Annotated in this window: 24 protein-coding genes and 1 pseudogene; 11 read left to right on the plus strand and 14 right to left on the minus strand. The window is 68.0% G+C overall.

Features of this window, described 5'->3' with window-relative positions:
* A pseudogene (locus tag C0461_RS03330) lies at positions 1-329 on the plus strand (chorismate mutase); the annotation flags it as partial.
* A 344-nt stretch (positions 330-673) separates the two neighbouring features.
* Here C0461_RS03330 and C0461_RS03335 read toward each other — a convergent pair.
* The 7 genes from C0461_RS03335 to flgF all read right to left on the minus strand — a co-directional run bounded on the left by C0461_RS03335 (position 674) and on the right by flgF (position 5401).
* Complete coding sequence (locus C0461_RS03335; protein ID WP_292103938.1) at positions 674-1183, minus strand: hypothetical protein; 510 nt, start codon at positions 1181-1183, stop codon at positions 674-676.
* A gap of 13 nt (positions 1184-1196) precedes the next feature.
* Entirely contained in the window at positions 1197-1655 is a 459-nt protein-coding gene (locus C0461_RS03340) for a hypothetical protein (protein ID WP_292103940.1), read from the minus strand.
* A 34-nt stretch (positions 1656-1689) separates the two neighbouring features.
* Positions 1690-2160: a hypothetical protein gene (locus C0461_RS03345; RefSeq protein WP_292103942.1), complete on the minus strand. Its 471-nt coding sequence runs from the start codon at positions 2158-2160 to the stop codon at positions 1690-1692.
* A gap of 129 nt (positions 2161-2289) precedes the next feature.
* Positions 2290-3012: a flagellar basal body L-ring protein FlgH gene (gene flgH, locus C0461_RS03350; RefSeq protein ID WP_292103944.1), complete on the minus strand. Its 723-nt coding sequence runs from the start codon at positions 3010-3012 to the stop codon at positions 2290-2292.
* A 12-nt stretch (positions 3013-3024) separates the two neighbouring features.
* Entirely contained in the window at positions 3025-3795 is a 771-nt protein-coding gene (gene flgA / locus C0461_RS03355) for a flagellar basal body P-ring formation chaperone FlgA (RefSeq protein ID WP_363377477.1), read from the minus strand.
* A 65-nt stretch (positions 3796-3860) separates the two neighbouring features.
* Positions 3861-4649 carry a flagellar basal-body rod protein FlgG gene (gene flgG / locus C0461_RS03360; RefSeq protein ID WP_021696884.1) on the minus strand — a complete coding sequence of 263 codons (789 nt, stop codon included), beginning with the start codon at positions 4647-4649 and terminating at the stop codon, positions 3861-3863.
* Between the two features lie 14 nt (positions 4650-4663).
* On the minus strand, positions 4664-5401 hold the full coding sequence (flgF, locus tag C0461_RS03365; RefSeq protein WP_292103949.1) for a flagellar basal-body rod protein FlgF: 738 nt from the start codon (positions 5399-5401) through the stop codon (positions 4664-4666).
* 199 nt (positions 5402-5600) lie between these two features.
* On the opposite strand from flgF, the gene C0461_RS03370 reads away from it, so the two are divergent.
* The 5 genes from C0461_RS03370 to C0461_RS03390 all read left to right on the plus strand — a co-directional run bounded on the left by C0461_RS03370 (position 5601) and on the right by C0461_RS03390 (position 8974).
* Positions 5601-6233, plus strand: a complete 633-nt coding sequence (locus tag C0461_RS03370) for a flagellar basal body-associated FliL family protein (RefSeq protein ID WP_292103950.1) — start codon at positions 5601-5603, stop codon at positions 6231-6233.
* Between the two features lie 3 nt (positions 6234-6236).
* A complete protein-coding gene (gene fliM, locus C0461_RS03375; RefSeq protein ID WP_292103951.1) occupies positions 6237-7295 on the plus strand; it encodes a flagellar motor switch protein FliM in 1059 nt (352 codons plus the stop codon).
* Complete coding sequence (locus tag C0461_RS03380; protein ID WP_292103952.1) at positions 7292-7792, plus strand: DUF6468 domain-containing protein; 501 nt, start codon at positions 7292-7294, stop codon at positions 7790-7792. Before fliM ends, C0461_RS03380 begins: the two co-directional genes overlap by 4 nt.
* Positions 7793-7811: 19 nt before the next feature.
* Positions 7812-8657: a hypothetical protein gene (locus C0461_RS03385; protein WP_292103953.1), complete on the plus strand. Its 846-nt coding sequence runs from the start codon at positions 7812-7814 to the stop codon at positions 8655-8657.
* Between the two features lie 68 nt (positions 8658-8725).
* Positions 8726-8974 (plus strand): DUF3297 family protein, encoded by a 249-nt coding sequence (locus C0461_RS03390; protein WP_021696890.1) that lies wholly within the window; start codon positions 8726-8728, stop codon positions 8972-8974.
* Here C0461_RS03390 and C0461_RS03395 read toward each other — a convergent pair.
* Entirely contained in the window at positions 8947-10215 is a 1269-nt protein-coding gene (locus tag C0461_RS03395; protein ID WP_292103954.1) for a mechanosensitive ion channel family protein, read from the minus strand. The genes C0461_RS03390 and C0461_RS03395 overlap by 28 nt on opposite strands.
* 189 nt (positions 10216-10404) lie before the next feature.
* On the opposite strand from C0461_RS03395, the gene C0461_RS03400 reads away from it, so the two are divergent.
* The gene (locus C0461_RS03400; protein WP_292103955.1) at positions 10405-12027 is read left to right on the plus strand and encodes an AbgT family transporter; all 1623 of its coding nucleotides are present in this window, start codon (positions 10405-10407) and stop codon (positions 12025-12027) included.
* A gap of 4 nt (positions 12028-12031) precedes the next feature.
* Here C0461_RS03400 and pgeF read toward each other — a convergent pair whose 3' ends face one another.
* Genes pgeF through lgt form a run of 3 tightly spaced genes read right to left on the minus strand, consistent with a single transcriptional unit; the run spans position 12032 to position 14781 of the window.
* Positions 12032-12802, minus strand: coding sequence for a peptidoglycan editing factor PgeF (gene pgeF, locus C0461_RS03405; RefSeq protein WP_292103956.1), 771 nt, complete (start codon positions 12800-12802; stop codon positions 12032-12034).
* A gap of 1 nt (position 12803) precedes the next feature.
* Entirely contained in the window at positions 12804-13877 is a 1074-nt protein-coding gene (locus C0461_RS03410; protein WP_292103957.1) for an SAM-dependent methyltransferase, read from the minus strand.
* A 4-nt stretch (positions 13878-13881) separates the two neighbouring features.
* Positions 13882-14781, minus strand: a complete 900-nt coding sequence (gene lgt, locus C0461_RS03415; protein ID WP_292103958.1) for a prolipoprotein diacylglyceryl transferase — start codon at positions 14779-14781, stop codon at positions 13882-13884.
* A 180-nt stretch (positions 14782-14961) separates the two neighbouring features.
* Here lgt and C0461_RS03420 point away from each other — a divergent pair, with 180 nt between their 5' ends.
* The 3 genes from C0461_RS03420 to proC all read left to right on the plus strand — a co-directional run bounded on the left by C0461_RS03420 (position 14962) and on the right by proC (position 16652).
* A complete protein-coding gene (locus C0461_RS03420; RefSeq protein WP_292103959.1) occupies positions 14962-15252 on the plus strand; it encodes an accessory factor UbiK family protein in 291 nt (96 codons plus the stop codon).
* 88 nt (positions 15253-15340) lie between these two features.
* A complete protein-coding gene (locus C0461_RS03425) occupies positions 15341-15844 on the plus strand; it encodes a YbjN domain-containing protein (RefSeq protein WP_292103963.1) in 504 nt (167 codons plus the stop codon).
* Between the two features lie 4 nt (positions 15845-15848).
* Positions 15849-16652: a pyrroline-5-carboxylate reductase gene (gene proC / locus C0461_RS03430; protein ID WP_292103965.1), complete on the plus strand. Its 804-nt coding sequence runs from the start codon at positions 15849-15851 to the stop codon at positions 16650-16652.
* A gap of 3 nt (positions 16653-16655) precedes the next feature.
* Here the strand turns inward: proC and C0461_RS03435 are convergent, their stop codons facing one another.
* The 3 genes from C0461_RS03435 to C0461_RS03445 form a co-directional block, all read right to left on the minus strand.
* Entirely contained in the window at positions 16656-17141 is a 486-nt protein-coding gene (locus tag C0461_RS03435) for a hypothetical protein (RefSeq protein WP_292103966.1), read from the minus strand.
* Positions 17142-17247: 106 nt separating this feature from the next.
* Positions 17248-18615 (minus strand): ATP-binding protein, encoded by a 1368-nt coding sequence (locus C0461_RS03440; RefSeq protein WP_292103967.1) that lies wholly within the window; start codon positions 18613-18615, stop codon positions 17248-17250.
* On the minus strand, positions 18615-19355 hold the full coding sequence (locus tag C0461_RS03445) for a response regulator (protein ID WP_292103968.1): 741 nt from the start codon (positions 19353-19355) through the stop codon (positions 18615-18617). The genes C0461_RS03440 and C0461_RS03445 overlap by 1 nt, the downstream gene beginning before the upstream one ends.
* Positions 19356-19437: 82 nt before the next feature.
* On the opposite strand from C0461_RS03445, the gene C0461_RS03450 reads away from it, so the two are divergent.
* On the plus strand, positions 19438-20316 hold the full coding sequence (locus C0461_RS03450; protein WP_292103969.1) for a branched-chain amino acid aminotransferase: 879 nt from the start codon (positions 19438-19440) through the stop codon (positions 20314-20316).
* The last annotated feature ends 23 nt before the right edge of the window (positions 20317-20339 follow it).

Genomic DNA, 20339 nt, shown 5'->3' on the forward strand with positions numbered 1-20339 from the left:
TGCGCTTCGCCTCGGACGGCGGCGGCGTGGCCGTGCTGGCGGTGAACAACGACACCCCATGGTGGATCGGGCTGCGCAAGGAATGGGCGCACCTGAGCGTGTTCGAGGGCTTCGGCGGCGAGGCCCCGTCGGCGTTCGCGGTCGGGCCCATCGACCCGGCGGCCCTGCCGGGCGGGCGGCGCGTGGTGGTGTCCGCAGGCGGCGATGCAGGCGACGGCGCAGGCGCCCGCCGATGGGGTCTGCACACCCACCACGGCTGGACCCTGGCCCTGACCGACGCACGCATCGCGCCGGGCGGGCCGGAGGGGTGTGTGGGGGCGGTGGGTTAGTGCGCTACGGGGAATGGCACGCTGTCGTAGCTGTCAGCAAGGTTCATTGTATCGACCGCTATCCCCCGGGTTCGCTACTGTGTGAGTCAGTATCGTTTCGATTATTCACTATAAAAGCCGATATAAATAAAACAAAAATCAATACATATGTTGTGTAAAATACTATTGCAAAATCAGACGGAACATATCGAGGCCCGGGATTGTATATGTATACAGTGTATTTGGTTATATCCGTTTTTATAAAAGAGCTGCGTTCGTAGATATAAACGCACAGAAAGAATGACGCAGCTGTGATGTAGCCAAGAATGTTGTGAAGCTTTTTCATTCTCACGGACACGGGCCGTTTAGCCGCAGGCGGAGAAGAAGCTTTCGACGGCGGCCTCGGAGCCGGCGTGGGCGGCGTAGGCTTCGCGGCGCTCGCCGACCCAGGAGGCGATCCAGCCGACGCGGCGGAAACGCTGGAACACGGGGTGGGACGGATCGGCCGTGGCGCTGAGGATGACCCCGTCGCTGAGCATGGACGGCTGGGTCTCGGCAGGGAAGCGCTCGGTCTCGCCGCCGGATTCCAGATGCATGACCGGCTCGGCCCCGTCCTCCACATCCTTGTAGAGCATCAGGCCGGGCGTTCCGGTTTCACAGTGCAGGCTGAGGCGCACGTCGTCGCTTTCCGCGACGCCATAGGCCAGGGCCGCGCCGTCGGAATGGCGGTTGAAGTGCCAGTCGTATCCGGAAATGGGCGTCGGTGCGGGGCTTTCCGGACGCACCCAGGGTTCCGGCGTCGGCGTCTCCACCGAGGCGCAGGCGGCCAGGACCAGCACGGACGATGCGGCGATCAGGGTATTGAGGGCTTTCATGGGGCCTCCGGTGTCAGCCGCCGCAGGCTGCGGCGAAGTCGTTCAGCAGGGCGGTGTGCCGTGCACCTACGCGCACCGTCCAGCGGTTCTCGCCCTGATGCAGGGCCAGGGTGCGGGTTTCCAGGAAGGCGGCGAAGACCGGGTGCTCCATGCGCATCGAGGCGGTCAGGCGGGTGGTGTCCCCCTCGTCGGCCAGTTCGCCCTGGGACGCCGTGGAGGCCTGACCCGAGCGGATCGAGACATAGCCGGCGTCGGCGCCTTCGCGGTCGAAGACCGAGATCAAAACCGCACCGCTGCCCGGATCGCACTCCAGGGTGGCGCGCAGGCTGGGCGTGTCGGGGATCTCGTTGGCCAGAACGACCCGGCCGCCGTCACCGGAGTCGTAGAGGGTCCAGGTCCAGCGCGCCTGCTCGGGCGACGGGCCAGACGACTGGCCGGCGAGCGCCGCAACCATCAACAGCCATGCGGTCATGGTTCAACGCCCCCGTATCCTGAACCGACAGTGATCAGGCGCGGTCCGAAGCGCAATAGCCGAGGAATCGCGAAACCGTGAGGCGCTCGGCCTCCGTGGCCGGCAAGGTGAAAGCGCCGGCCGCACCCTCCACGTGCAGGGCGCCGCGCTCGACCAGATTGATCAGGGCCGCGTCGTTCAGGGCGATGCGGGTTTCATAGGCTTCGCCGCCTGACAGCGGATCGGGCTCTGAATAGCTGACAGAGGCGCGCATCAGGCGAGGGGAATTGGGCTGAACATCCCCATAGATCACCGCGCTGCGATCCCCGGGATCACAGGTCATCATCAGGGCCAGCTGGTCGGAATTGGCCACGCCATAGGCCAGCTTGGCCATGGAGCCTTCCTGATGCAGGTGCCAGCCCATGGGCTGGACGTCCTGCTGGGCTTCATACGCGGACGAAGCGGGCTGGGCGGCCAGGGCCACGAGACCCAGGAAACCGGCGGCGGGAATGAGAACCTTGAACATACTGTTAACTGCCTCCGCCGATCAGAACGCGGAGGGCCGGGAACAGTTCACGGCTCAGCTTCCAGCGTTCATCGATCGTCGAAGCGTGACAGGTCGAACATGAACGGAAGCTGAGCCGTTTTCAGGCGGTCAGAACGGGTTGAAACGCTCCACCAGAGACTGGGCGGCGGGAGCGGCCTGGACGCGGCTGATGTCGCCGCGGCCGCCGTAGTGGATGCGGGCCTCGGCGATCTGGTCGTGACGGATGACGTTGGCCGAGGAAATATCTTCCGGACGCACGATGCCGGCGACGGTGAGTTCGCGGACCTCGCGGTTGGTGCGCACTTCCTGCCGACCCTGGATGACCATGTTGCCGTTGGGCATGACCGCCGTGACCACCGCGGCGACCGTGACGCTGATGTTCTCGGAGCGGCTGACGCTGCCCGAGCCGGACGAGGTGGAGCCGCCGCCGAAGCCGATCAGGGCCGAGGGGTCGAAGGCCCCGCCGATGGCGTTTGCGGCTTCGGCCTCGAGCCCGAAGAAGTTGGTGACGCCCGAGTTGATCTCGTTGGACCGGCTGCGCTGGGTCGAGTTCTGGGTCTGGGCCCTGTCGCGGATGTCGATGGCGACGGTCAGGATGTCGCCGACGTTGCGGGCGCGCTGGTCGCCGAAGAAGGTGCGCGAGCCCGAGCGCCAGATGGAGTTGGCCGAGGCGGGGCGCGCCTCGGGCGTAGGCAGGATCTGCTGGTTCACCGGCACCAGGGCGGCGGGATAGCCCATCGGCGCCAGTTCGGGGCCGCGCACGGCCTCCATGGCGGTGGAGCAGGCGCCCAGCAGGGCCAGGGGGATGATGGCGGCGAGGGCTTTACGCATGACGGGATTCCTCTAGCGCAGGGCGGCGAATTGTTGGGGATTGGCGCGGGCGGCCTGGGCGGCAGGACCGGTCACGGCCTGGCCGGGACCGACCGCCACCGCGTCGATGGCGCGTCCGGATTCGATGTTGGTGACCACCACGGCCTCGCCCAGGGCGGCGTTGCGGGTGGCGCGGCCGGTGACGGTCAGGCTGACGCCGCCGGAGATGAAGGCGACCTGGACCATGTCGCCGCGCGCGATCACCTGGGGCGACGTCAGGTCGCGGCTCTGAACCGGGGTTCCGGCGCGCATGGCGCGACGGGCCGACAGGCCGATGACGCTCTCCGCATCCTGCGGCGCGCCGGCGGGCGCCTGATGGGCCTGGACCTGGGACCAGACCACGTCCTCGGGCTGGACCACATCGCCGGAAGCGAGGCTGCGGGCGTAGGTCAGAACCTCGACCGTCGCGCCGGGGCGTCCTGCGGCGGCGGACGTCTGGGTCAGGGCGGGGCTCGCCGATCCTTGTCGCACCACGATGCGGCGCAGGCCGTTGGGGTTGCTCCAGTACAGGCCAGAGCGGGCCGCCGCGGCCTGGATCTGGGCGGCGTCGAGCACCGCGGTGGGCCCGCTGCGCCGGGCGACGACCACGGACGAGGCCGAACCGGCGCCGTCGAACAGTTCGCCCAGGGTGATGAAGCCATCGTCATCCACGGGGCTGGCGGACAGGCTGACGGGGCTGGACAGGGCCGGGGTGGCGGCGACCACCGCGATGATCAGGGCGGCGAGGGCGGCGCTGGCGCCCATGCCGATCCGGACGCGGCGGCGGGGCGGCATCACCTCGAAGGCCGGGCGGCGATAGGCGGCTCTCATCATGATTTCACCTGGGCGGAGACGCTGAGCATTTCGTCGGCGGTGGAGATGACCTTCGAGTTCATCTCGTAGGCGCGCTGGGCCACGATCAGGGCGGTGATTTCGCTCACCGCGTCCACATTGGAGGCTTCGGTATAGCCCTGCAGAAGTTGCCCATAGCCGATGTCGCCGGGCGCGCCGATGGTGGCTGGGCCCGACGCGGCGGTCTCCAGCAGCAGGTTGTCACCGATGGCCTCCAGGCCCGCCTCGTTGAAGAAGGTGGCGATCTCCAGCTGGCCCACGACCTGGGGCTCGGCCTCGCCGTCCAGAATCACCTGGACCTGACCGGCGCGGGAGATGGAAACGTCCACCGCCTCCTGCGGGATGGCGATAGCGGGCTCCACCTGGTAGCCGTCGTCGGTGACCAGCAGGCCTTCCTGATTGACCGAGAAGTTGCCGGCGCGGGTGTAGGCGATCTCGCCCGAGGGCATGGTCACCTGGAAATAGCCGCGCCCGTCGATGGCCAGATCGTAGGTGTTGCCGGTCTGGGTGGGCGAGCCCTGGGTCATGATGCGGTAGACGCTGCCGGCCTTCACACCGGCGCCGATCTGGATGCCGGTGGGGACCACGGTGCCCTGGGCCGAGGACTGGGCCCCCATGCGCTCGACGTTCTGGTACAGCAGGTCCTGGAACTCGGCGCGCTGTCGCTTGAAGCCCACCGTGTTCATGTTGGCGATGTTGTTGGAGATGACCTCAACGTTCAGCTGCTGGGCCAGCATGCCGGAGGCGGCGGTTCTGAGAGCTCTCATGGTCGGCTTCTCCTTTAGTTCACGCGTCCGAGGCGCTCGACGGCGCGTCGGGACAGGTCATTCTGGTTTTCGATCATCTTCGACGCCCGCTCGTAGGCGCGGCTGATCTCGATGAGGTTGGTGATCTCGAGGATGGCGTTGACGTTTGAGCCCTCCAGCATTCCCTGGCGGATCTGGACGTCATTGGCTTCGAGGGGCGCTTCGTTGGCGGTGTTGCGGTAAAGGCCGTCGCCGCCCTTCTCGAGAACCGACAGCAGGGCGAACCGCACCACGGTGAGACGGCCGGTGACCTGACCGTCCTGGGTGATGGTGCCGTCCTCGGCCACGGTCGGGGTCCCGAGCGCGGGGTTCAGCATGATCTCGCCCCCGTCACCCAGAACCGCGGCCCCGGCCTGTGTGGTCAGGCGGCCTTCCGGGTCCAGGGTGAAACCCCCGTCGCGGGTGTAGGCCTCGCCATTCCCGTCGTCGACGGTGAAGAAGGCGCCTTCGCCCTCGATGGCGAAGTCCAGGGTGCGGCCGGTCTGGCTGAGGGCGCCCTGGCCGAAATCGCGGCCCACGCCGTTGTCCAGCACGAAGCTGGCCGAGGGGCGAATGCCATGGTTGCGCGCCCGCTGACCGATCTCGGTTCCGACCATCAGCTGCTCCACCTTGAAGCCGGTGGTGTCGGCGTTGGCGATGTTGTTGGCGACGATGTCCAGCTCGCGACGAAGCGTCATCTGGCGGGACAGGGCGACATAGGCGGCGTTTTCCACGGGCGACTCCTTGCCTCCAGTCCCGAGCAAGGGGCGGGCCAACAGGGTTAATCCTTGCCGCATAAGGGATTGGGGCGGATCAGAGCCCTCGCCGCCCGGCAGAAATTGCCGGTTATGAACGCCTCGTTAACCAAACCCGCGTCATCTGGAGGCTGGAATCGACTGGTCGGGATTCGCCGACCGCGGGGCGTCTGAAGACATGCTGAAGTTCGGCAAGAAAAAGAAGGACGCGGGCCTGCCCGCCACCACCGACGCACCAGCCGAGGGCGGCGATGCGGCCGAGGGCGAAGGCGCGGCCGGCAAGAAGAAGCTCCCCATGCTGCTGATCATCGGCGCGGCCGCGGCGGTGGTGCTGCTGGGCGGGGGGGCGGCCGCCTTCTTCCTGATGCAGCCGGGTTCCGCCGAGGCCTCGGGGGACGAGGCGCATGCTTCGCCGCCGCCCCCGCCCGCCAAGAAGGGCGGCGGGGGTCACGGTGCGCCGAGCGATGCGGCCGGCGGCGCCGGAACCATTGCGGCGGGACCGGACGGCGTGACCTTCTTCACCCTCCCGGACATGGTGGTGAACATCCAGTCCCCGGACGGGCGTCCCACCTTCCTGAAGCTGAAGCTGACCCTGGAGATGGAGGACGCCCACCTCGCCCAGACGCTGCAAGCCGAGGCGCCGCGCCTGCAGGACATGTTCCAGGGCTATCTGCGCGAGCTGCGTCCCGAGGAGCTGGCGGGTTCGGCGGGAAGTCACCAGCTGCGCCAGGAACTGCTGCGCCGGGTCAATCTGATCGCTGCGCCGGGCCATGTGGACGCCGTGCTCATCGAAGAAATGCTGGTGCAGTAGGCCATGAGTGACGTCGACACCGTGGACACGGAAGCGCAAACGGAAACGGCCGAGGACGGCGGTGAAGCCGGCCTGTCAGAACGCGTCCTCAACCAGGACGAGATCGACAGCCTGCTGGGCTTCGACCTGGGCGAGGACGACGGGTCGGACCGGTCCGGCATCCGCGCCATCATCAACTCGGCGCTGGTCAGCTACGAGCGCCTGCCGATGCTGGAGATCGTCTTCGACCGCCTGGTGCGGTTGATGACGACGTCCCTGCGCAATTTCACCTCGGACAATGTGGAGGTGAGCCTCGACAACATCAGTTCGATCCGCTTCGGGGACTATCTGAACTCGATCCCGCTGCCGGCGATCCTGGCGGTGTTCCGGGCCGAGGAGCTGGACAACTACGGCCTGCTGACGGTCGACTCCAACCTGATTTATTCGATCGTGGACGTGCTGCTGGGCGGCCGCCGGGGCACCGCGGCCCTGCGCATCGAGGGGCGGCCCTACACCACCATCGAGCGGATGCTGGTCCAGCGCATGATCGAGGTGATCCTGGCCGACGCCCAGGCGGCGTTCGAGCCCCTGACGCCGGTTCATTTCAACCTGGACCGGCTGGAGACCAATCCCCGTTTCGCCGCCATTGCGCGGCCCGCCAACGCCGCCATCCTGGTCAAGCTGCGCATCGACATGGAGGATCGCGGCGGCCGGGTGGAGCTGCTGCTGCCCTATTCGACGCTGGAGCCCATCCGCAAGATGCTGCTGCAGCAGTTCATGGGCGAGAAGTTCGGGCGCGACAACATCTGGGAAAGCCACCTGGCCACCGAGCTCTGGACCACCGAGACCGAGGTCCGCGCCGTGCTGGAGGAGCAGCAGATGCCGCTCCAGAAGGTTCTGGACCTGAAGGTGGGCGACACCCTGATGCTGAACGCTGGACCCGACAGCGAGGTCAGCGTGCGCTGCGGCTCGATCCCGGTGACCACAGGCCGCATGGGCCGCAAGGGTCAGCACATCGCCGTGCGCGTGGAGCGGCCCATCAGCGTTGAAACCGCCAGCCGACTGACCGGAGGAAGACGATGAGCGCGACCGGATTGATCCTGGACGGCGTCCTTATGCTGCTGCTGATCGGAGCCGTGGCCTTCGGCATCCGGCTGGAACGGAAGCTGGCGGCCCTGCGCAACGGGCAGGCCGAGTTCGCAAGGGCTGTGAGCGAGCTGAACGCCGCAGCCGGAAAGGCCGAGAACGCCCTGATGGCGCTGAAATCGGCGGGGCAGGACACCGATCTTCTGCACGACCGCATCGTCAAGGGACGCCAGTTGAAGGCGGAGCTGGAGGCGCTGATGGCCAACGCACCGAAGCGCGCCGAACCGGCGGCTCGCCCCGAGCCTGCGCCGGTGGTTCAGCAGCGCCAGCTTGAGTCCGGGGTCCAGCCGGCCGCCAAAGCCGCCGATCCGGCCCCCGAGCAGGCCGCAGAGCGCGCCTCCATGATCCTTCAGGCCCTGGCCGCTAACCAAACTGCTCAACAAAGCCTGAACCGCGCCCGGCGTAAGCTGGACGAAGACCTGTTCGCCGCCTGATTTCCGGAAAGCCCGCCTGATGAAGATGCCCCGCATCCTGCCCCTGATCGCCATCGCCGTGGGCGGCATTGTCGCCGTGCGGGCGGTGGGGCTTGCGCCCGACCTGTTCCAGGGCGCCCAGGCCTGGGCCCAGGAAGGCGTGGTCGCCGCCGGGGACGTGGCCCTGCCGACCATCGCCTCGGCCCCCGCGGTTTGCGCCCTCTCGGAAGAGCAGCTGGCGGAGCAGGCGGGCATCTCGCCGGCCGAACTGCGCATCATCCAGAGCCTGTCGGCCCGGCGCGACCAGCTGGACGCCCGCGATACGGACTTCGCCACCATGCTGCCCCTGATGGCGGCCGCCGAGCAGAAGCTGGACGAGCGAATCGCCGAACTGAACGCGATCAAGGCCGAACTGGAAGGCATGCTGGGTCAGGCCGACGAGCGCGAGGAGGTCGAGATCAACCGGCTGGTCCAGGTCTATCAGGCCATGCGTCCGCGTGAGGCGGCGGCGGTGTTCAACACCCTGGCCGATTCGGTGCGACTGCCGGTGGCGCAGGCCATGCGTCCGCGCGCCCTGGCCGCGATCATGGCCCAGATGCCGCCCGCCCAGGCCCGCGAACTGACCGAGAAGCTCGCCGACCGCTATGAAGCCGAGGAGCTGGCCGCCCGCACCCAGGCCGCCGTCCAGAACGAGCCCGCGCCCCAGCCCACGCGCACGGCCCAGGCCGCCGAGTCCGCGCCCCAGCCGGCTCCTCGCCCCGCCGCGCGTCCGCAGGCCCGGGCCGAGGCCCAGACCCCGCCCGCGCCCCCGCCCGGACCCCAGCCCTATGGGACCGAGGGCGAGGCCCCCGCGCGCACCGAACCGGCCCGCCAGACCGTGCAGTAGGCAAGGCCCTTTCGATCCGGCGCCGGCTCGGCTAAACGGCGCTCACAGAACCGCCGAAAAGAGCCGCCATGTCCGAAACGCCTCCCGACCGCCTGTCCGTCAATCCCGCCAGCCCGCACCATGACGAGGCCATGCTCGCGCGCGGGGTCGGCATCCGTTTCAAGGGCGAGGAGAAGACCAATGTCGAGGAATACTGCGTGTCCGAAGGCTGGGTTCGCCTCGCCGTCGGCAACCGCGTGGACCGCAAGGGCAACCAGCTGACCGTCAAGCTGCAGGGCCCGGTGGAGCCCTATTTCAAGGACGACGGGGAGGCCTGATCCAGCTCCCGTCTGGCCAGGGCGCCCGACAGGTCCAGCCCGCTGGGCTGCTGGAACAGGCGCAGGCCGAACTCGGGCAGGATGGCGATCAGGTGGTCAAAGATGTCCGCCTGGATCCCCTCGTATTCCGCCCAGTTTGTGGTGGTGGCGAAACAGTAGATCTCCAGCGGAAGCCCCTCGGGCGTGGGATCAAGCTGGCGCACCAGCAGGGTCATCCCGTGGGCGTGCACGCGCGGGTGGTTGCCCAGATATGATCCCACATAGGCGCGGAAGGTGCCGATGTTGGTGACGCGGCGGGTGTTGACCGGATCGCGGCCCGCCTCGATCAGCTTGTTGTTCCAGTCCTCCAGCTCCTCGCGCTTTTGCCCGAGATAGTCGTCGATGAGGGCGAACCGGCACAGGGCCTGCCGTTCGTCGTCGGTCAGGAACCGGACGCTGTTCTGATCGATCAGCAGGCTGCGCTTGATGCGCCGCCCGCCGGACTCGCTCATGCCCCGCCAGTTCTTGTAGCTCTCTGTGACCAGCTTCCAGGTGGGGATGGTGGTTATGGTCTTGTCGAAATTCTGGACCTTCACCGTGTGCAGGGCGATGTCGATGACGTCGCCGTCGGCGTTCATCTGGGGCGCCTCGATCCAGTCGCCGATGCGCACCATGTCGTTGGAGGTCAGCTGCACCGAGGCGACCAGCGACAGGATGGTGTCCTTGAACACCAGCATCAGCACCGCCGCCATGGCGCCCAGACCGGACAGCAGCAGCAGGGGCGAACGCTCGATCAGGGTGGCGATGACCAGGATGGCGGCGATCGCATAGAGCAGGATCTTGACCACCTGGATGTAGCCCTTGATGGGCCGGTTCACGGACTCGGCGCGGCGGGCCCAGGCGCTGTTGATCACGTCCAGCCCTCCGGCCACGGCCAGCACCACGGTCAGGATGATGAAGGCCGAGGCTACGTTCTGGATCACCGTCGTCGCGGCCGGGGCCAGATTCGGGATCGCGGTCACGCCGTTGTAGATCACAAGGGCAGGGGCGATGCGCGCCAGGCGGTGGGCCACCGGCGCCATGGGCTCCGCCTCGTCATCAAGCCCGACCGTCTTCAGCGCCTTCTGACCGATCCGCAGCAGGACGTGACGCACCAGCCAGTCGATCAGCAGGGCGGCAAGAATCAGCAGGACAAGGCCGATGGCTGTTTCCAGCATCGGATACTCGGCGATCCGGGCGCGCAGGGCGTCGAGGGCGGGCATGGGGCTCCGTCAGGGACGTGCAGGGGGAGTGGGGTGCAGGCCGGGTCATAACAGGACCGGCGCCCTCAAGACCACCGCATGGCTGGACTTTCCGTCCCGGGTCGGCTGAAAGTGCGCCTCGACATGGGGGCTTCAGGACGGGTTTGGGCCGGTCAGCCCCCGCCCGACCCTATAGAACATGGACGCTTGATGACCGACGCCACGCCGGCCACGCCCAATGGTTCAACCCCTCCCGGCGGGCCGCCTCCGGGCAAGCGCAACGCCTTCACCCGCTTCCTCGACGGGGTGGAGTGGCTGGGCAACTGCCTGCCGCATCCGGTGACCCTGTTCTTCCTGCTGGCCGTAGCCATCGTGCTGCTGTCCGGCCTGTTCGGGGCCATGGGCGTGGCGGTGGAGGATCCCCGGCCGCTTGGCGCGTCCGGCCGATCCGAGGATGGCATGATCCGGGCGGTCAGCCTGATGACCGCCGACGGGCTGCGTCGCATCTTCACCAGCCTTGTGGGCAATTTCACCAGCTTCGCCCCGCTGGGCGTGGTGCTGGTGGCCATGCTGGGCGTGGGGGTTGCGGAACGCTCGGGCCTGTTGTCAGCGGCGGTGCGCGGCATCGTGCTTGGCGCCTCGCCCAAGGTTGTGACGGCGGCCATCGTGTTCGCGGGCGTGCTGTCCAACACCGCGTCCGAGATGGGCTATGTAGTGCTCATCCCCCTGGCGGGGGCAGTCTATTATTCGCTGGGACGCCACCCGCTGGCGGGCATGGCGGCGGCTTTCGCGGGGGTGTCCGGCGGCTATTCGGCCAACCTTCTGATCGGCACGGTGGACCCGCTGCTGGCCGGGATCACAGAGGAGGCCGCCCGCCTGATCGATCCCGCCTATGTGGTGACGGCGACCGCCAGCTATTTCTTCATGGTCGTCAGCGTGTTCCTGGTGACCATCATCGGCTCGCTGGTCAGCATCTACATCGTTGAGCCCAAGCTGGGCGCCTATGACAAGTCCAGGGCCGACCCCGAGGTCCTCAAGGGCGGCTCCATGGACGCCCTGACCGACAAGGAGAAGAAGGGTCTGAAGGTGGCCGGTCTGGCGGTGCTGGGCGTCTTTGCTGTCATGGCCCTGACGCTGGTTCCCGACTGGGGCCTGCTGCGGGATCCGGTGACCGGCGACCGCATCCGCTCGCCGTTCTTCAGCGGGTTCGTCACCTGGATCCTGCTGTTCTTCCTTGTGGTGGGTTTCGCCTATGGCCGCACGGTCGGCACCATGAAGAACGACCGGGACGTGATCGACGGCATGGCCTCGGCCATATCGACCCTGGGCCTCTATGTGGTGATCGTCTTCTTCGCGGCGCAGTTCGTGGCCTTCTTCGGCTGGTCGAATCTGGGGGCCATCACGGCGGTCAACGGCGCCACCTTCCTGCAGAACAGCGGCCTGACCGGGCCGGCGGTGTTCATCGGCTTCATCCTGATCTGCTGTTTCGTGAACCTGATGATCGGGTCAGCCTCGGCCCAGTGGGCTATGACCGCGCCCATCTTCGTGCCCATGCTGATGCTGATCGGCTACTCGCCCGAGGTGATCCAGACCGCTTACCGGATCGGGGATTCCACCACCAACATCATCACCCCGATGATGAGCTATTTCGGGCTGATCCTGGCGTGGGCGACCCGCTACAACAAGGACGTGGGCATCGGCACCATGATCGCGATGATGCTGCCCTATTCGATCTTCTTCACCATCGCCTGGACCATCCTGTTCTTCCTGTGGGTGTTCGGCTTCGGCCTGCCGGTGGGACCGGGGTCGCCGACCTATTACACGCCCGGCTAGGGGCTCAGTCGGTCAGGCTGATGGCGGACAGCAGGCGGCCGAAGTCCGGCTCGCCGCACTTGAAGGCCCGGCGGTTGGAGAAGAAGCGCGCCTCGTCGGTGCAGGTGTCGTGTCCGGTCCAGACCGCTTGAATCACACCCGCTTCGGCCAGCCGCCACAACACGAAGCCGGGCAGGTCGAACAGGCGCTTGTCCGGCGCCGTCCCCGGCCGGAAGAAGCGCCCCGCGCCGTGATCGTGGTGCTCGAACCGTTCCTGGAAGTCCGCGCCCACCTCATAGCTGTCCGGCCCGATGCAGGGGCCGATCACGGCGACCATGCGCTCGGGAATGGCGCCCAGGGCCTGCATGGCCGCCACGCCGCTGTGGACCACGCCGGACAGGGCGCCCTTCCAGCCCGCGTGCACCGCGCCGACCACCCGCGCGTGAGGGTCGGCCAGCAGGATCGGCGCGCAGTCGGCCGTGAGGACTCCGCAGACCAGGCCGGGGCGATCAGTCACCACCCCGTCGCCCTCCGGCCGCTGATCGCCCCACGGCGCCTCAGCCACGCGAATGAGGGTCGAGTGGATCTGGTAGGCGGTGAACAGGTGGTCTTCCCCCGCGCCGAACACGGCGGCGCAGCGGCGGCGGTTCTCACGCACGGTCGCCGGGTCATCGCTGGACCCGAGCCCCACGTTCAGGCTGTCGTAGATGCCGGTGGAGGCGCCGCCATTGCGGGTGAAGAAGGCGTGGCGCACGCCGGGCAGGTCCAGCAGGGGATGGATCAGGCGCCCGGCCATCTCAGACCTCGAAGCCCGGTACGGGCAGGCTCTTGGGCGCAAACACGCAGGCGGCCTTGAACAGGTCGCCCATCTGGTCCGGCGCGGTCAGGCGATGCAGCTGGCGCTCGATCACCGGCGCGGCGTCAGGGCGGGACTGCATGAGGCGCTGCGCACGGGTCTTGATGCCCAGGGCGCGCAGGAAATCGCCCTGGCCGCGACAGCCGGTGACGTCGGCGCCGGACCGCACGGCGGCCTCCAGAACCACCGGGAAGTCGGCCCACTGGGTCAGGTCGGCCTCGCCCGGCGTCGACAAGGGATCGACCTTCTCGTGCCGCTTCAGGGCCTGAAGGGTGTCGCCGGGACCGGGCCGGTCGCGGCCGTAGTCGATCAGAAGCGCGGCGCCGGACGCCTCGCGGATCAGGGCGCCGAGGTCGCGGCCGAAGGCGGCCTGTTGCTCGGAAATCTCGAAGATCTGGCCGGGGGCGATGTCGAAGGCGGGCTTGACGAAGCCGGCGCTGGGCGCGGTCAGGCCGAAGGTCAGGCCGCCTGAGTCGTCCAGCCCCACGCGCCGCTCGGCCCAGCCGGTGTCGGTGCGCATGAACTGGCGCGCCGGCAGACAGTCCAGCACCTCGTTGGCGATCAGGATGACGGGGGCGTCGGTCTCGATGGCCTGCAGGGACTTCACCCAGCGCGGCTGGCGGTCGTGGTCGGACAGGCGCCGGGCCTGAGCCTCGCGCAAGGGGCCGCTGGGCTCGATCAGCACAAGGTCGCAGGCTTCCAGAAAGGCGGGGGCCAGGCGAGCGGCGCGCAGGGCGTCGTCCATCAGGGTTCCGTCGCCGGGCCCGACCTCCACCAGCCGGAAACGGTCCGGGGCGCCGAGGCGGGTCCAGACCTCCACCGCCCACAGGCCGATCAGCTCGCCGAACATCTGGCTGACCAGGGGCGCGGTGATGAAGTCGCCCCGCGCGCCCAGATTCGGCCGGGCAGCGTAGTAGCCGTCCTGCGGGTCATGCAGGCAGCGGGTGACATAGTCCGCCACCGTCATGGGTCCGGTCAGGGCGATCTCGCGCCGCAGGCGGTCGATCAGGGGCATGGGATCACCCTTGCGCGGGCGGTCGGCTCCAGGCCCGCCAGATCAGCCAGGCGCCGATCAGCATCATGGGAATGGATAGCAGCATGCCCATGGTCACCATGCCCTGCAGCGCGTCCGGCATGTGGGTGTCAGGCTCGCGCACCGTCTCCAGCACCGCCCGCGACAGGCCGTAGCCAAGCAGGAAGATGCCGGTGACATAGCCGGGCTTGGCCAGCAGGCGCCATTTCCAGACCGCCAGAACCAGAACGGCGAACAGGACCAGGCCCTCGAGCAAGGCTTCATAAAGCTGGCTGGCGTGACGCGGTTCGAGACCGGCGGGGCAATAGCCGTAAAGCTGCAGGATGCGATCGTTGCAGAAAACGACGCCCAGCGGGCCATCTGTCGGGCGGCCCCACAGCTCGCCGTTGATGAAGTTGGCGATGCGGCCGAAGAACAGGCCGATGGGCGCCACCGGCGCGATCAGGTCGCCCAGCGACAGTGGATTGATCTTCTGGCTGCGCGCGAAGAAGAACAGCGCGATGGCGACGCCGATCAGGCCGCCGTGGAACGACATGCCGCCGGTCCAGAGCTGGAGAATCTCCAGACGCTCGCCGAAGCCCGATCCGGTGAAGATCTGGCCGAACAGGTCGGGGCGATAGAACAGCACATAGCCCAGACGCCCGCCGCCGATGATGCCCAGAGTCACCCACAGCACCAGATCGTCGATCTGCGGCCCCGACACGGGCGGCGTGCGGGGCGTCCACAGGCTGGTGCGCCTGGCCAGCATCACCGCATAGCGCCAGCCCAGCACGATGCCCGCCACATAGGCCAGGGCGTACCAGCGGATGGGCAGGCCGATAGAGCGGCCGAACAACTCCACCGGACCGATCGTGAACAGGACCGGATCGAATTCGGGAAAGATCACGCGGGACTCCATCGGCTGGGACGGGCTTGGTTTAGCAAGCGTCGCGGAGGCCGTCGCCCCGTTTTCTCGTCTCCGGGACGACCGGCCGCATCGACATCAAGGTTTCATTCACCATATCGGGCGGAAGGTTAACGGACGCGGTGCGTCCGTTGAGTCGTTTCCAGTCGCCAGGACAGTTCCATGCAGACCCGCAATCCGTTTCTCGATGAATTCGCCAAGCTGACCACCGGCGCCATGGGCCTGGCCCAGGCGGCGGGCGAAGAGGCCAAAAGCGCATGGCGCGCCCAGGCCGACCGCTTCGTGGCGGACATGGATCTGGTGCGCCGCGACGAGTTCGATGTGCTCAAAGCCGAGATCGCGGCCCTGCGCGCAGAGGTCGCGGAACTGAAAAAGCCCGCCAAAACAGCTACAAAGACGCCTGGAAAGGGAACGTCCACAGCCGGGGCTCGCCCGAAGGACGCAGCCGGTTGAGCCGAATCTGCGAACACGCCTACCGTCCTGACACGGAGCCTGAGTCGCTTCGTCCTCTCACGCCTCCCACAGGGAATCGGAAAGTTTCATGGACGCACTGACCCCCGACGAGGTCGAAACCCCATACGACCCGCTCGACGTGGTGGAGCATGTGCTGACGGCCGAGAACCTGCCGTTCGACCGCAACGACCAGGGCGACCTGGCCTTCGCCCTGGCGGGCGACTGGAAGGACTACGAGCTCTGGTTCGCATGGCGGCCCGAGGGGGACTGCCTGCAGCTGTGCTGTTCGCTGGACATCCGGGCGCTGAAGTCGCGCCGGGCGGCCGCCTATGAACTGGCGTCCCTGCTGAACCAGCGGGTCTGGCTGGGACATTTCGAGGTCTGGAGCGAGGACGGCGAGATCGTGTTCCGCCACGCCCTGGCGCTGCCCCACGGCGAGCGGCCGACCCTGGCCCAGGCGGCGTCCATGATCGACGCGGCCATCGACGCGGCCGACCGCTATTTCCCGGCGTTCGACTATCTGATCCGTGGGGGGAGCTCTCCGCGCGACGCCATCGACGCCTGCCTCTTTGAAACGGCGGGAACCGCCTGACGCCTTGACGGATCGACCTGTAATTCTCGTGGGCTGCGGACGACTGGGGTCGTCGCTGGTCGAAGGATGGCTGAAGACCGGCGGGCTGGACCTGCGCGATCTGATCATCATCACCCCGTCCTCAAAGCCTGTCGCCGAGGCGGCGCGCGAAAAAGGCGCCCTGATCAATCCGGATGACGAGGCCCTGGCCCGCGCCGACCGTGTCATCCTGGGCGTGAAACCGGCCATGTGGCGGCAGGTCGCCGCGGACATGGACGGGAAGCTGGCGCCGGACGCCCTGATCATCTCCATGATGGCCGGGGTGCGGGCCTCGGCTCTGTCGGACGGCTTCAAGCCGCGGCCCGTGGCACGTGTCATGCCCACGACCAGCATGGCGGTAGGCGAGGGCGTGGCCTCCATCTGGGCGGAAACAGACGCCGATCTGGATAAGGTGCGTGGTCTGTTCGCGCCGGTCGCCCGGGTGGTGGGGCTGGCCGACGACGGGCTGATGGATGCAGCCACCGCCGTGTCCGGTTCGGGCCAGGCCTATTTCTTCGCCTTTGTGGACGCCCTGACAAAAGCCGGGGTGGAGCAGGGGCTGTCGCCGGAGCAGGCCGCGGCGCTGGCCTCCGGGACGCTGGTTTCCGCCGCCGCCGCCATGAAACAGGACGGCGCGCGCGCCGAAGATCTCATCGCGCGGGTGGCCTCGCCCGGCGGCACCACGCGGGCGGCGCTGGACGTGTTTGCGCAGGGTGGATCGCTGGAGCGGCTGGTGTCGGATGCCGCCGCCGCCGCAGTCGCCCGGGCGGCCGAGCTCTCGGGCAACTGATCCCTACAGTCGCCCTTGGGCCAGACGACGCGAGAAGCGCATGAAGGCGCGATCCGCGTCCTGCCAGGTGCTCTGAAAGCGCGCATCCCGGATGTCGTGGCTGTACCAGTCGTACCGGACCGGGCGGGCCTCGCCGTCAGCGGTGGTGATCTCGCCTTCGATTGCGGCGCCCCCGACGCTGAAGCTGCGGATGTAGTCCAGGCCCGGTGTGTTGCTCAGCTGCTGGCGAGTGGGCCGGTTCGGCGCCACGTCGGTCAGCACCAGATGGATGCGGGCGCCCGCATAGGCGGGGTTGGACGCCAGCTCCCGCTCCAGCCGGGCCTCAAGGGCGCGGGCCTGTTCGGCGACCTCGGCCTGGCCGAGTGTCCGGCTGGCTTCGCGGTCAAGACGGTCCCCGATGGTGACGGTGACCTCTGCGGGCTGAGCGTGAGCCGCGCCCGCCAGGGCCGCGGCGACGCCCGCGGCGGCGAGGAAGGAAAATCTACGCATTGGCAAGCCTCCTGGCGAACCTGAATGACAGCCCCACGGAAGGAAAGATGCGCTCGATCCTTCGGTTGCGCCAGAGGGGCCGCGCGAATCTTGAACGCGCGGCGGCCTAGCCGGGGAGGCGGATCACGGCCTTCAACCCGCCCAGATCGCTGGCGCCCAGGGTAATGTCGCCGCCGTGGCTGCGGGCCACGTCCCGGGCGATGGCCAGACCCAGACCCACGCCTTTAGTGTTCTGGTTGCGCGCGTCGTCCAGACGGGAGAAGGGGCGGAAAGCGTCCTCGTGCTGCGCCTCGGGGATACCGGGGCCGTCGTCCTCCACCGCGATCTCCACGCCGTCGCCGTCGCCGGCCCGGCGCAGCGACAGACGCACCCGGCCGCCGTGATCGGCTGCATTGCCTGCCAGATTGGTCAGGGCGCGGCGAAAGGCCAGGGGGCGGATCCTGGCCTCAAGGGAAGGCTCGGGCGCCAGGATATCCACCTTCGCGCCCCGCTTTCTGACCTGGGCTCCGATGGCCTCGAGCAGGGCCTTCAGGTCCACGGACTGGGACGCCTCCCCGGCCTCGCCGCGGGCGAAGGCCAGATATTCGTCGATCATGTGCTCCATCTCGTCCAGATCGCCCTGCATCGCCCGGGTGCGTTTGGTCTGGTCGGCCAGGGCCAGCTCCAGCCGCAGGCGTGTCAGGGGCGTGCGCAGGTCGTGGCTGACCGAGGCCAGCAGCACGGTGCGCTGTTCGATGTGGCGCTGGATGCGCTCGCGCATGTCCATGAAGGCGCGGGCGGCGGAGCGCACCTCGCGCGCGCCCGACGGCCGGAAACGCGGCGCGTCGATGCCGCGCCCGAAGTCCTCCGCCGCCTCGGCCAGCCGCTCGATGGCGCGCACCTGGTTGCGGATGAACAGGATGGCCACGGACATCAGCAGCACCGTGGCCAGGGTCAGCCACAGCACGAAGATGTGGCCTTGGGTCGCCACGGCCCGTTCGCGCGGGGCGATGATGCGCAGCACGCCTTGGGGCAGCTGGACCTGGATGTCCACATAAGCCGGATAGCTGGTGGTGCTGAACCAGAACGGGTCATCCAACCGCGAATCCAGGGCTACATCCAGGGTGCGGTCGACCACGCCGAAGACGCTGGAGTCCCGACTGTCGGGCAGGGTCCGGCCCTCCTGCAGGGCGATGGACAGCTGCATCGACCGCTCCGCCCGGTCGGCGATGGTGGCCAGGTTCGAGGGAGAAGGGTCGTCGCGGTAGCTCTCCACCGCCCAGGCGATCTCGCCGGCCAGCCCCTCGGACAGCCGCGCGGTGACGGTCTGCCAGTGGGCGTCAAAGAAGGCCCAGGTCACCGCCACCTGCATCAGGAAGACGGGCAGGATGATGATCAGCAGCGAACGCCCCCAGAGGGAGGTGGGCAGCCGCCGCCTGAGGAATCTGGCCCAGAACCGGGGCCAGTAGCGCCAGGAATGGCCGGCGAGGCTCATCAGTCCGGCGCCAGCATGTAGCCGACGCCGCGCACCGTCTGCAGGTAGCGGGGGTTCTTGGGATCCTTCTCCAGCTTGCGGCGCAGGCGCGTCACCTGCACGTCCACGGCGCGGCCGGTGATGTCGGCGGTGTCGGAGGCCAGCTGCATGCGCTCGACCGGGGCGTGGGCGCTCTGGGCCAGGGTCTTGAGCAACTGGGCCTCGGCCTCGGTCAGCCGTTGGGGCTGGCCGTCGCGGGTCAGCTCCAGCCGCTCCATATCGAACAGGGCGTCGCCCAGATGGATTTCCTTGGGCCCGATGGGCTTGGGCCCGGTGCGGCGCAGGATGGCGTCGATGCGCAGCCGCAGCTCGCGCGGGTCGAAGGGCTTGGACATATAGTCGTCCGCGCCCCGAGACAGGCCCTCGATGCGGTCGTCTGCGTCGCCGCGCGCGGTCAGCAGCAGCACCGGAGTGCTGGAGGTGGCCGCCTTGGACCGGACCCAGCTGGTCAGGGACAGGCCGTCCTCGCCGGGCATCATGATGTCCAGCACCACCAGGTCGAATTCCAGCAGCTCCATCAGCCGCCGGGCGGCGGCCGCGTGGGCGGCGCCGGTGACCCGGAAGCCCTCGCGCGCCAGATACTCTTTCAGCAGTTCCCGGATGCGGTCGTCGTCGTCCACCACCAGCAGGTGACGGCCTTCGCCGGGCGCCGCCACGGGCCCCGATCGTCCGCTCGCGGCGCGGTGATCCGGCCCGCTCATTGAACACCTCCCGGCGCCGGGGCGTTGACCTGAGCGGCCGCGCCCGTTCTAAACGGGGAATCGGTGCAGGAGAATTTGTTCAATGACGTTCGTTCCCTTCGACGATCGTGACGGCTGGATCTGGATGGACGGCGACTTCGTGCCCTGGCGGGAAGCGAAGACGCACGTTCTGACCCACGGCCTACACTACGCCTCTTCCGTGTTTGAAGGCGAGCGTATGTATGACGGGGAAATCTTCAAGATCACAGAGCATTCCGAGCGGCTGCATCGATCCGCCGGCATGCTGGATTTCGAGATCCCGTTCAGCGTGGCGGATCTGGACGAAGCCAAGCGCGCCACCTGCGCGAAGATGGGCTTTTCGGACTGCTACATCCGCGCCGTGGCTTTCCGGGGTCCCGAGCAGCTGAGCGTCTCGGCCTTCCCCAACAAGACCCGGGTGGCCATCGCGGCCTGGGAGTGGCCCAGCTATTTCGACGCCGAGACCAAGCTGAAGGGCATCCGGTTGGAGTGGGCCAAATGGCGCCGCCCGGATCCGGCCACCGCCCCTTCGGCGGCCAAGGCGGCGGGCCTGTACATGATCTGCACCCTGTCCAAGATGGCGGCCGAGAAGAACGGCTTCTCCGACGCCATGATGCTGGACTGGCGCGGCTATGTAGCCGAGGCCACCGGCGCCAACGTGTTCTTCGTGCAGGACGGCGTGCTGCACACCCCGCCCACCGACGCCATCCTCGACGGCATCACCCGCCGCACCGTGATCGATCTGGGGGCGGCCAGGGGCATCGAGGTGGTGGTCCGCCACATCCGCCCCGAGGAGCTGTCCGACTTCACCGAGTGCTTCGTCACCGGCACGGCGGCCGAGGTCACGCCCGTGGGCCAGATCGGCGAGTACAGCTTCACGCCGGGCGAACTGAGCCTGGGGCTGATGGAGGACTACGGACGGCTGGTGCGGCGTCAGGGGTAGGGCGCAGCCTGCGACCCTGAGCG

The sequence above is a fragment of the Brevundimonas sp. genome (genome assembly GCF_013823285.1).
Classification (GTDB): Bacteria; Pseudomonadota; Alphaproteobacteria; order Caulobacterales; family Caulobacteraceae; genus Brevundimonas.

Bases quoted from the DNA above. Each gene is read 5' to 3' on its own strand.
- C0461_RS03335 (WP_292103938.1), bottom strand. From the start codon at position 1,183: ATGAAAGCCCTCAATACCCTGATCGCCGCATCGTCCGTGCTGGTCCTG.
- C0461_RS03340 (WP_292103940.1), bottom strand. From the start codon at position 1,655: ATGACCGCATGGCTGTTGATGGTTGCGGCGCTCGCCGGCCAGTCGTCT.
- C0461_RS03345 (WP_292103942.1), bottom strand. From the start codon at position 2,160: ATGTTCAAGGTTCTCATTCCCGCCGCCGGTTTCCTGGGTCTCGTGGCC.
- flgH (WP_292103944.1), bottom strand. From the start codon at position 3,012: ATGCGTAAAGCCCTCGCCGCCATCATCCCCCTGGCCCTGCTGGGCGCC.
- flgA (WP_363377477.1), bottom strand. From the start codon at position 3,795: ATGGGCGCCAGCGCCGCCCTCGCCGCCCTGATCATCGCGGTGGTCGCC.
- flgG (WP_021696884.1), bottom strand. From the start codon at position 4,649: ATGAGAGCTCTCAGAACCGCCGCCTCCGGCATGCTGGCCCAGCAGCTG.
- C0461_RS03370 (WP_292103950.1), top strand. From the start codon at position 5,601: ATGCTGAAGTTCGGCAAGAAAAAGAAGGACGCGGGCCTGCCCGCCACC.
- fliM (WP_292103951.1), top strand. From the start codon at position 6,237: ATGAGTGACGTCGACACCGTGGACACGGAAGCGCAAACGGAAACGGCC.
- C0461_RS03380 (WP_292103952.1), top strand. From the start codon at position 7,292: ATGAGCGCGACCGGATTGATCCTGGACGGCGTCCTTATGCTGCTGCTG.
- C0461_RS03385 (WP_292103953.1), top strand. From the start codon at position 7,812: ATGAAGATGCCCCGCATCCTGCCCCTGATCGCCATCGCCGTGGGCGGC.
- C0461_RS03390 (WP_021696890.1), top strand. From the start codon at position 8,726: ATGTCCGAAACGCCTCCCGACCGCCTGTCCGTCAATCCCGCCAGCCCG.
- C0461_RS03395 (WP_292103954.1), bottom strand. From the start codon at position 10,215: ATGCCCGCCCTCGACGCCCTGCGCGCCCGGATCGCCGAGTATCCGATG.
- C0461_RS03400 (WP_292103955.1), top strand. From the start codon at position 10,405: ATGACCGACGCCACGCCGGCCACGCCCAATGGTTCAACCCCTCCCGGC.
- pgeF (WP_292103956.1), bottom strand. From the start codon at position 12,802: ATGGCCGGGCGCCTGATCCATCCCCTGCTGGACCTGCCCGGCGTGCGC.
- C0461_RS03410 (WP_292103957.1), bottom strand. From the start codon at position 13,877: ATGCCCCTGATCGACCGCCTGCGGCGCGAGATCGCCCTGACCGGACCC.
- C0461_RS03420 (WP_292103959.1), top strand. From the start codon at position 14,962: ATGCAGACCCGCAATCCGTTTCTCGATGAATTCGCCAAGCTGACCACC.
- C0461_RS03425 (WP_292103963.1), top strand. From the start codon at position 15,341: ATGGACGCACTGACCCCCGACGAGGTCGAAACCCCATACGACCCGCTC.
- C0461_RS03435 (WP_292103966.1), bottom strand. From the start codon at position 17,141: ATGCGTAGATTTTCCTTCCTCGCCGCCGCGGGCGTCGCCGCGGCCCTG.
- C0461_RS03440 (WP_292103967.1), bottom strand. From the start codon at position 18,615: ATGAGCCTCGCCGGCCATTCCTGGCGCTACTGGCCCCGGTTCTGGGCC.
- C0461_RS03445 (WP_292103968.1), bottom strand. From the start codon at position 19,355: ATGAGCGGGCCGGATCACCGCGCCGCGAGCGGACGATCGGGGCCCGTG.
- C0461_RS03450 (WP_292103969.1), top strand. From the start codon at position 19,438: ATGACGTTCGTTCCCTTCGACGATCGTGACGGCTGGATCTGGATGGAC.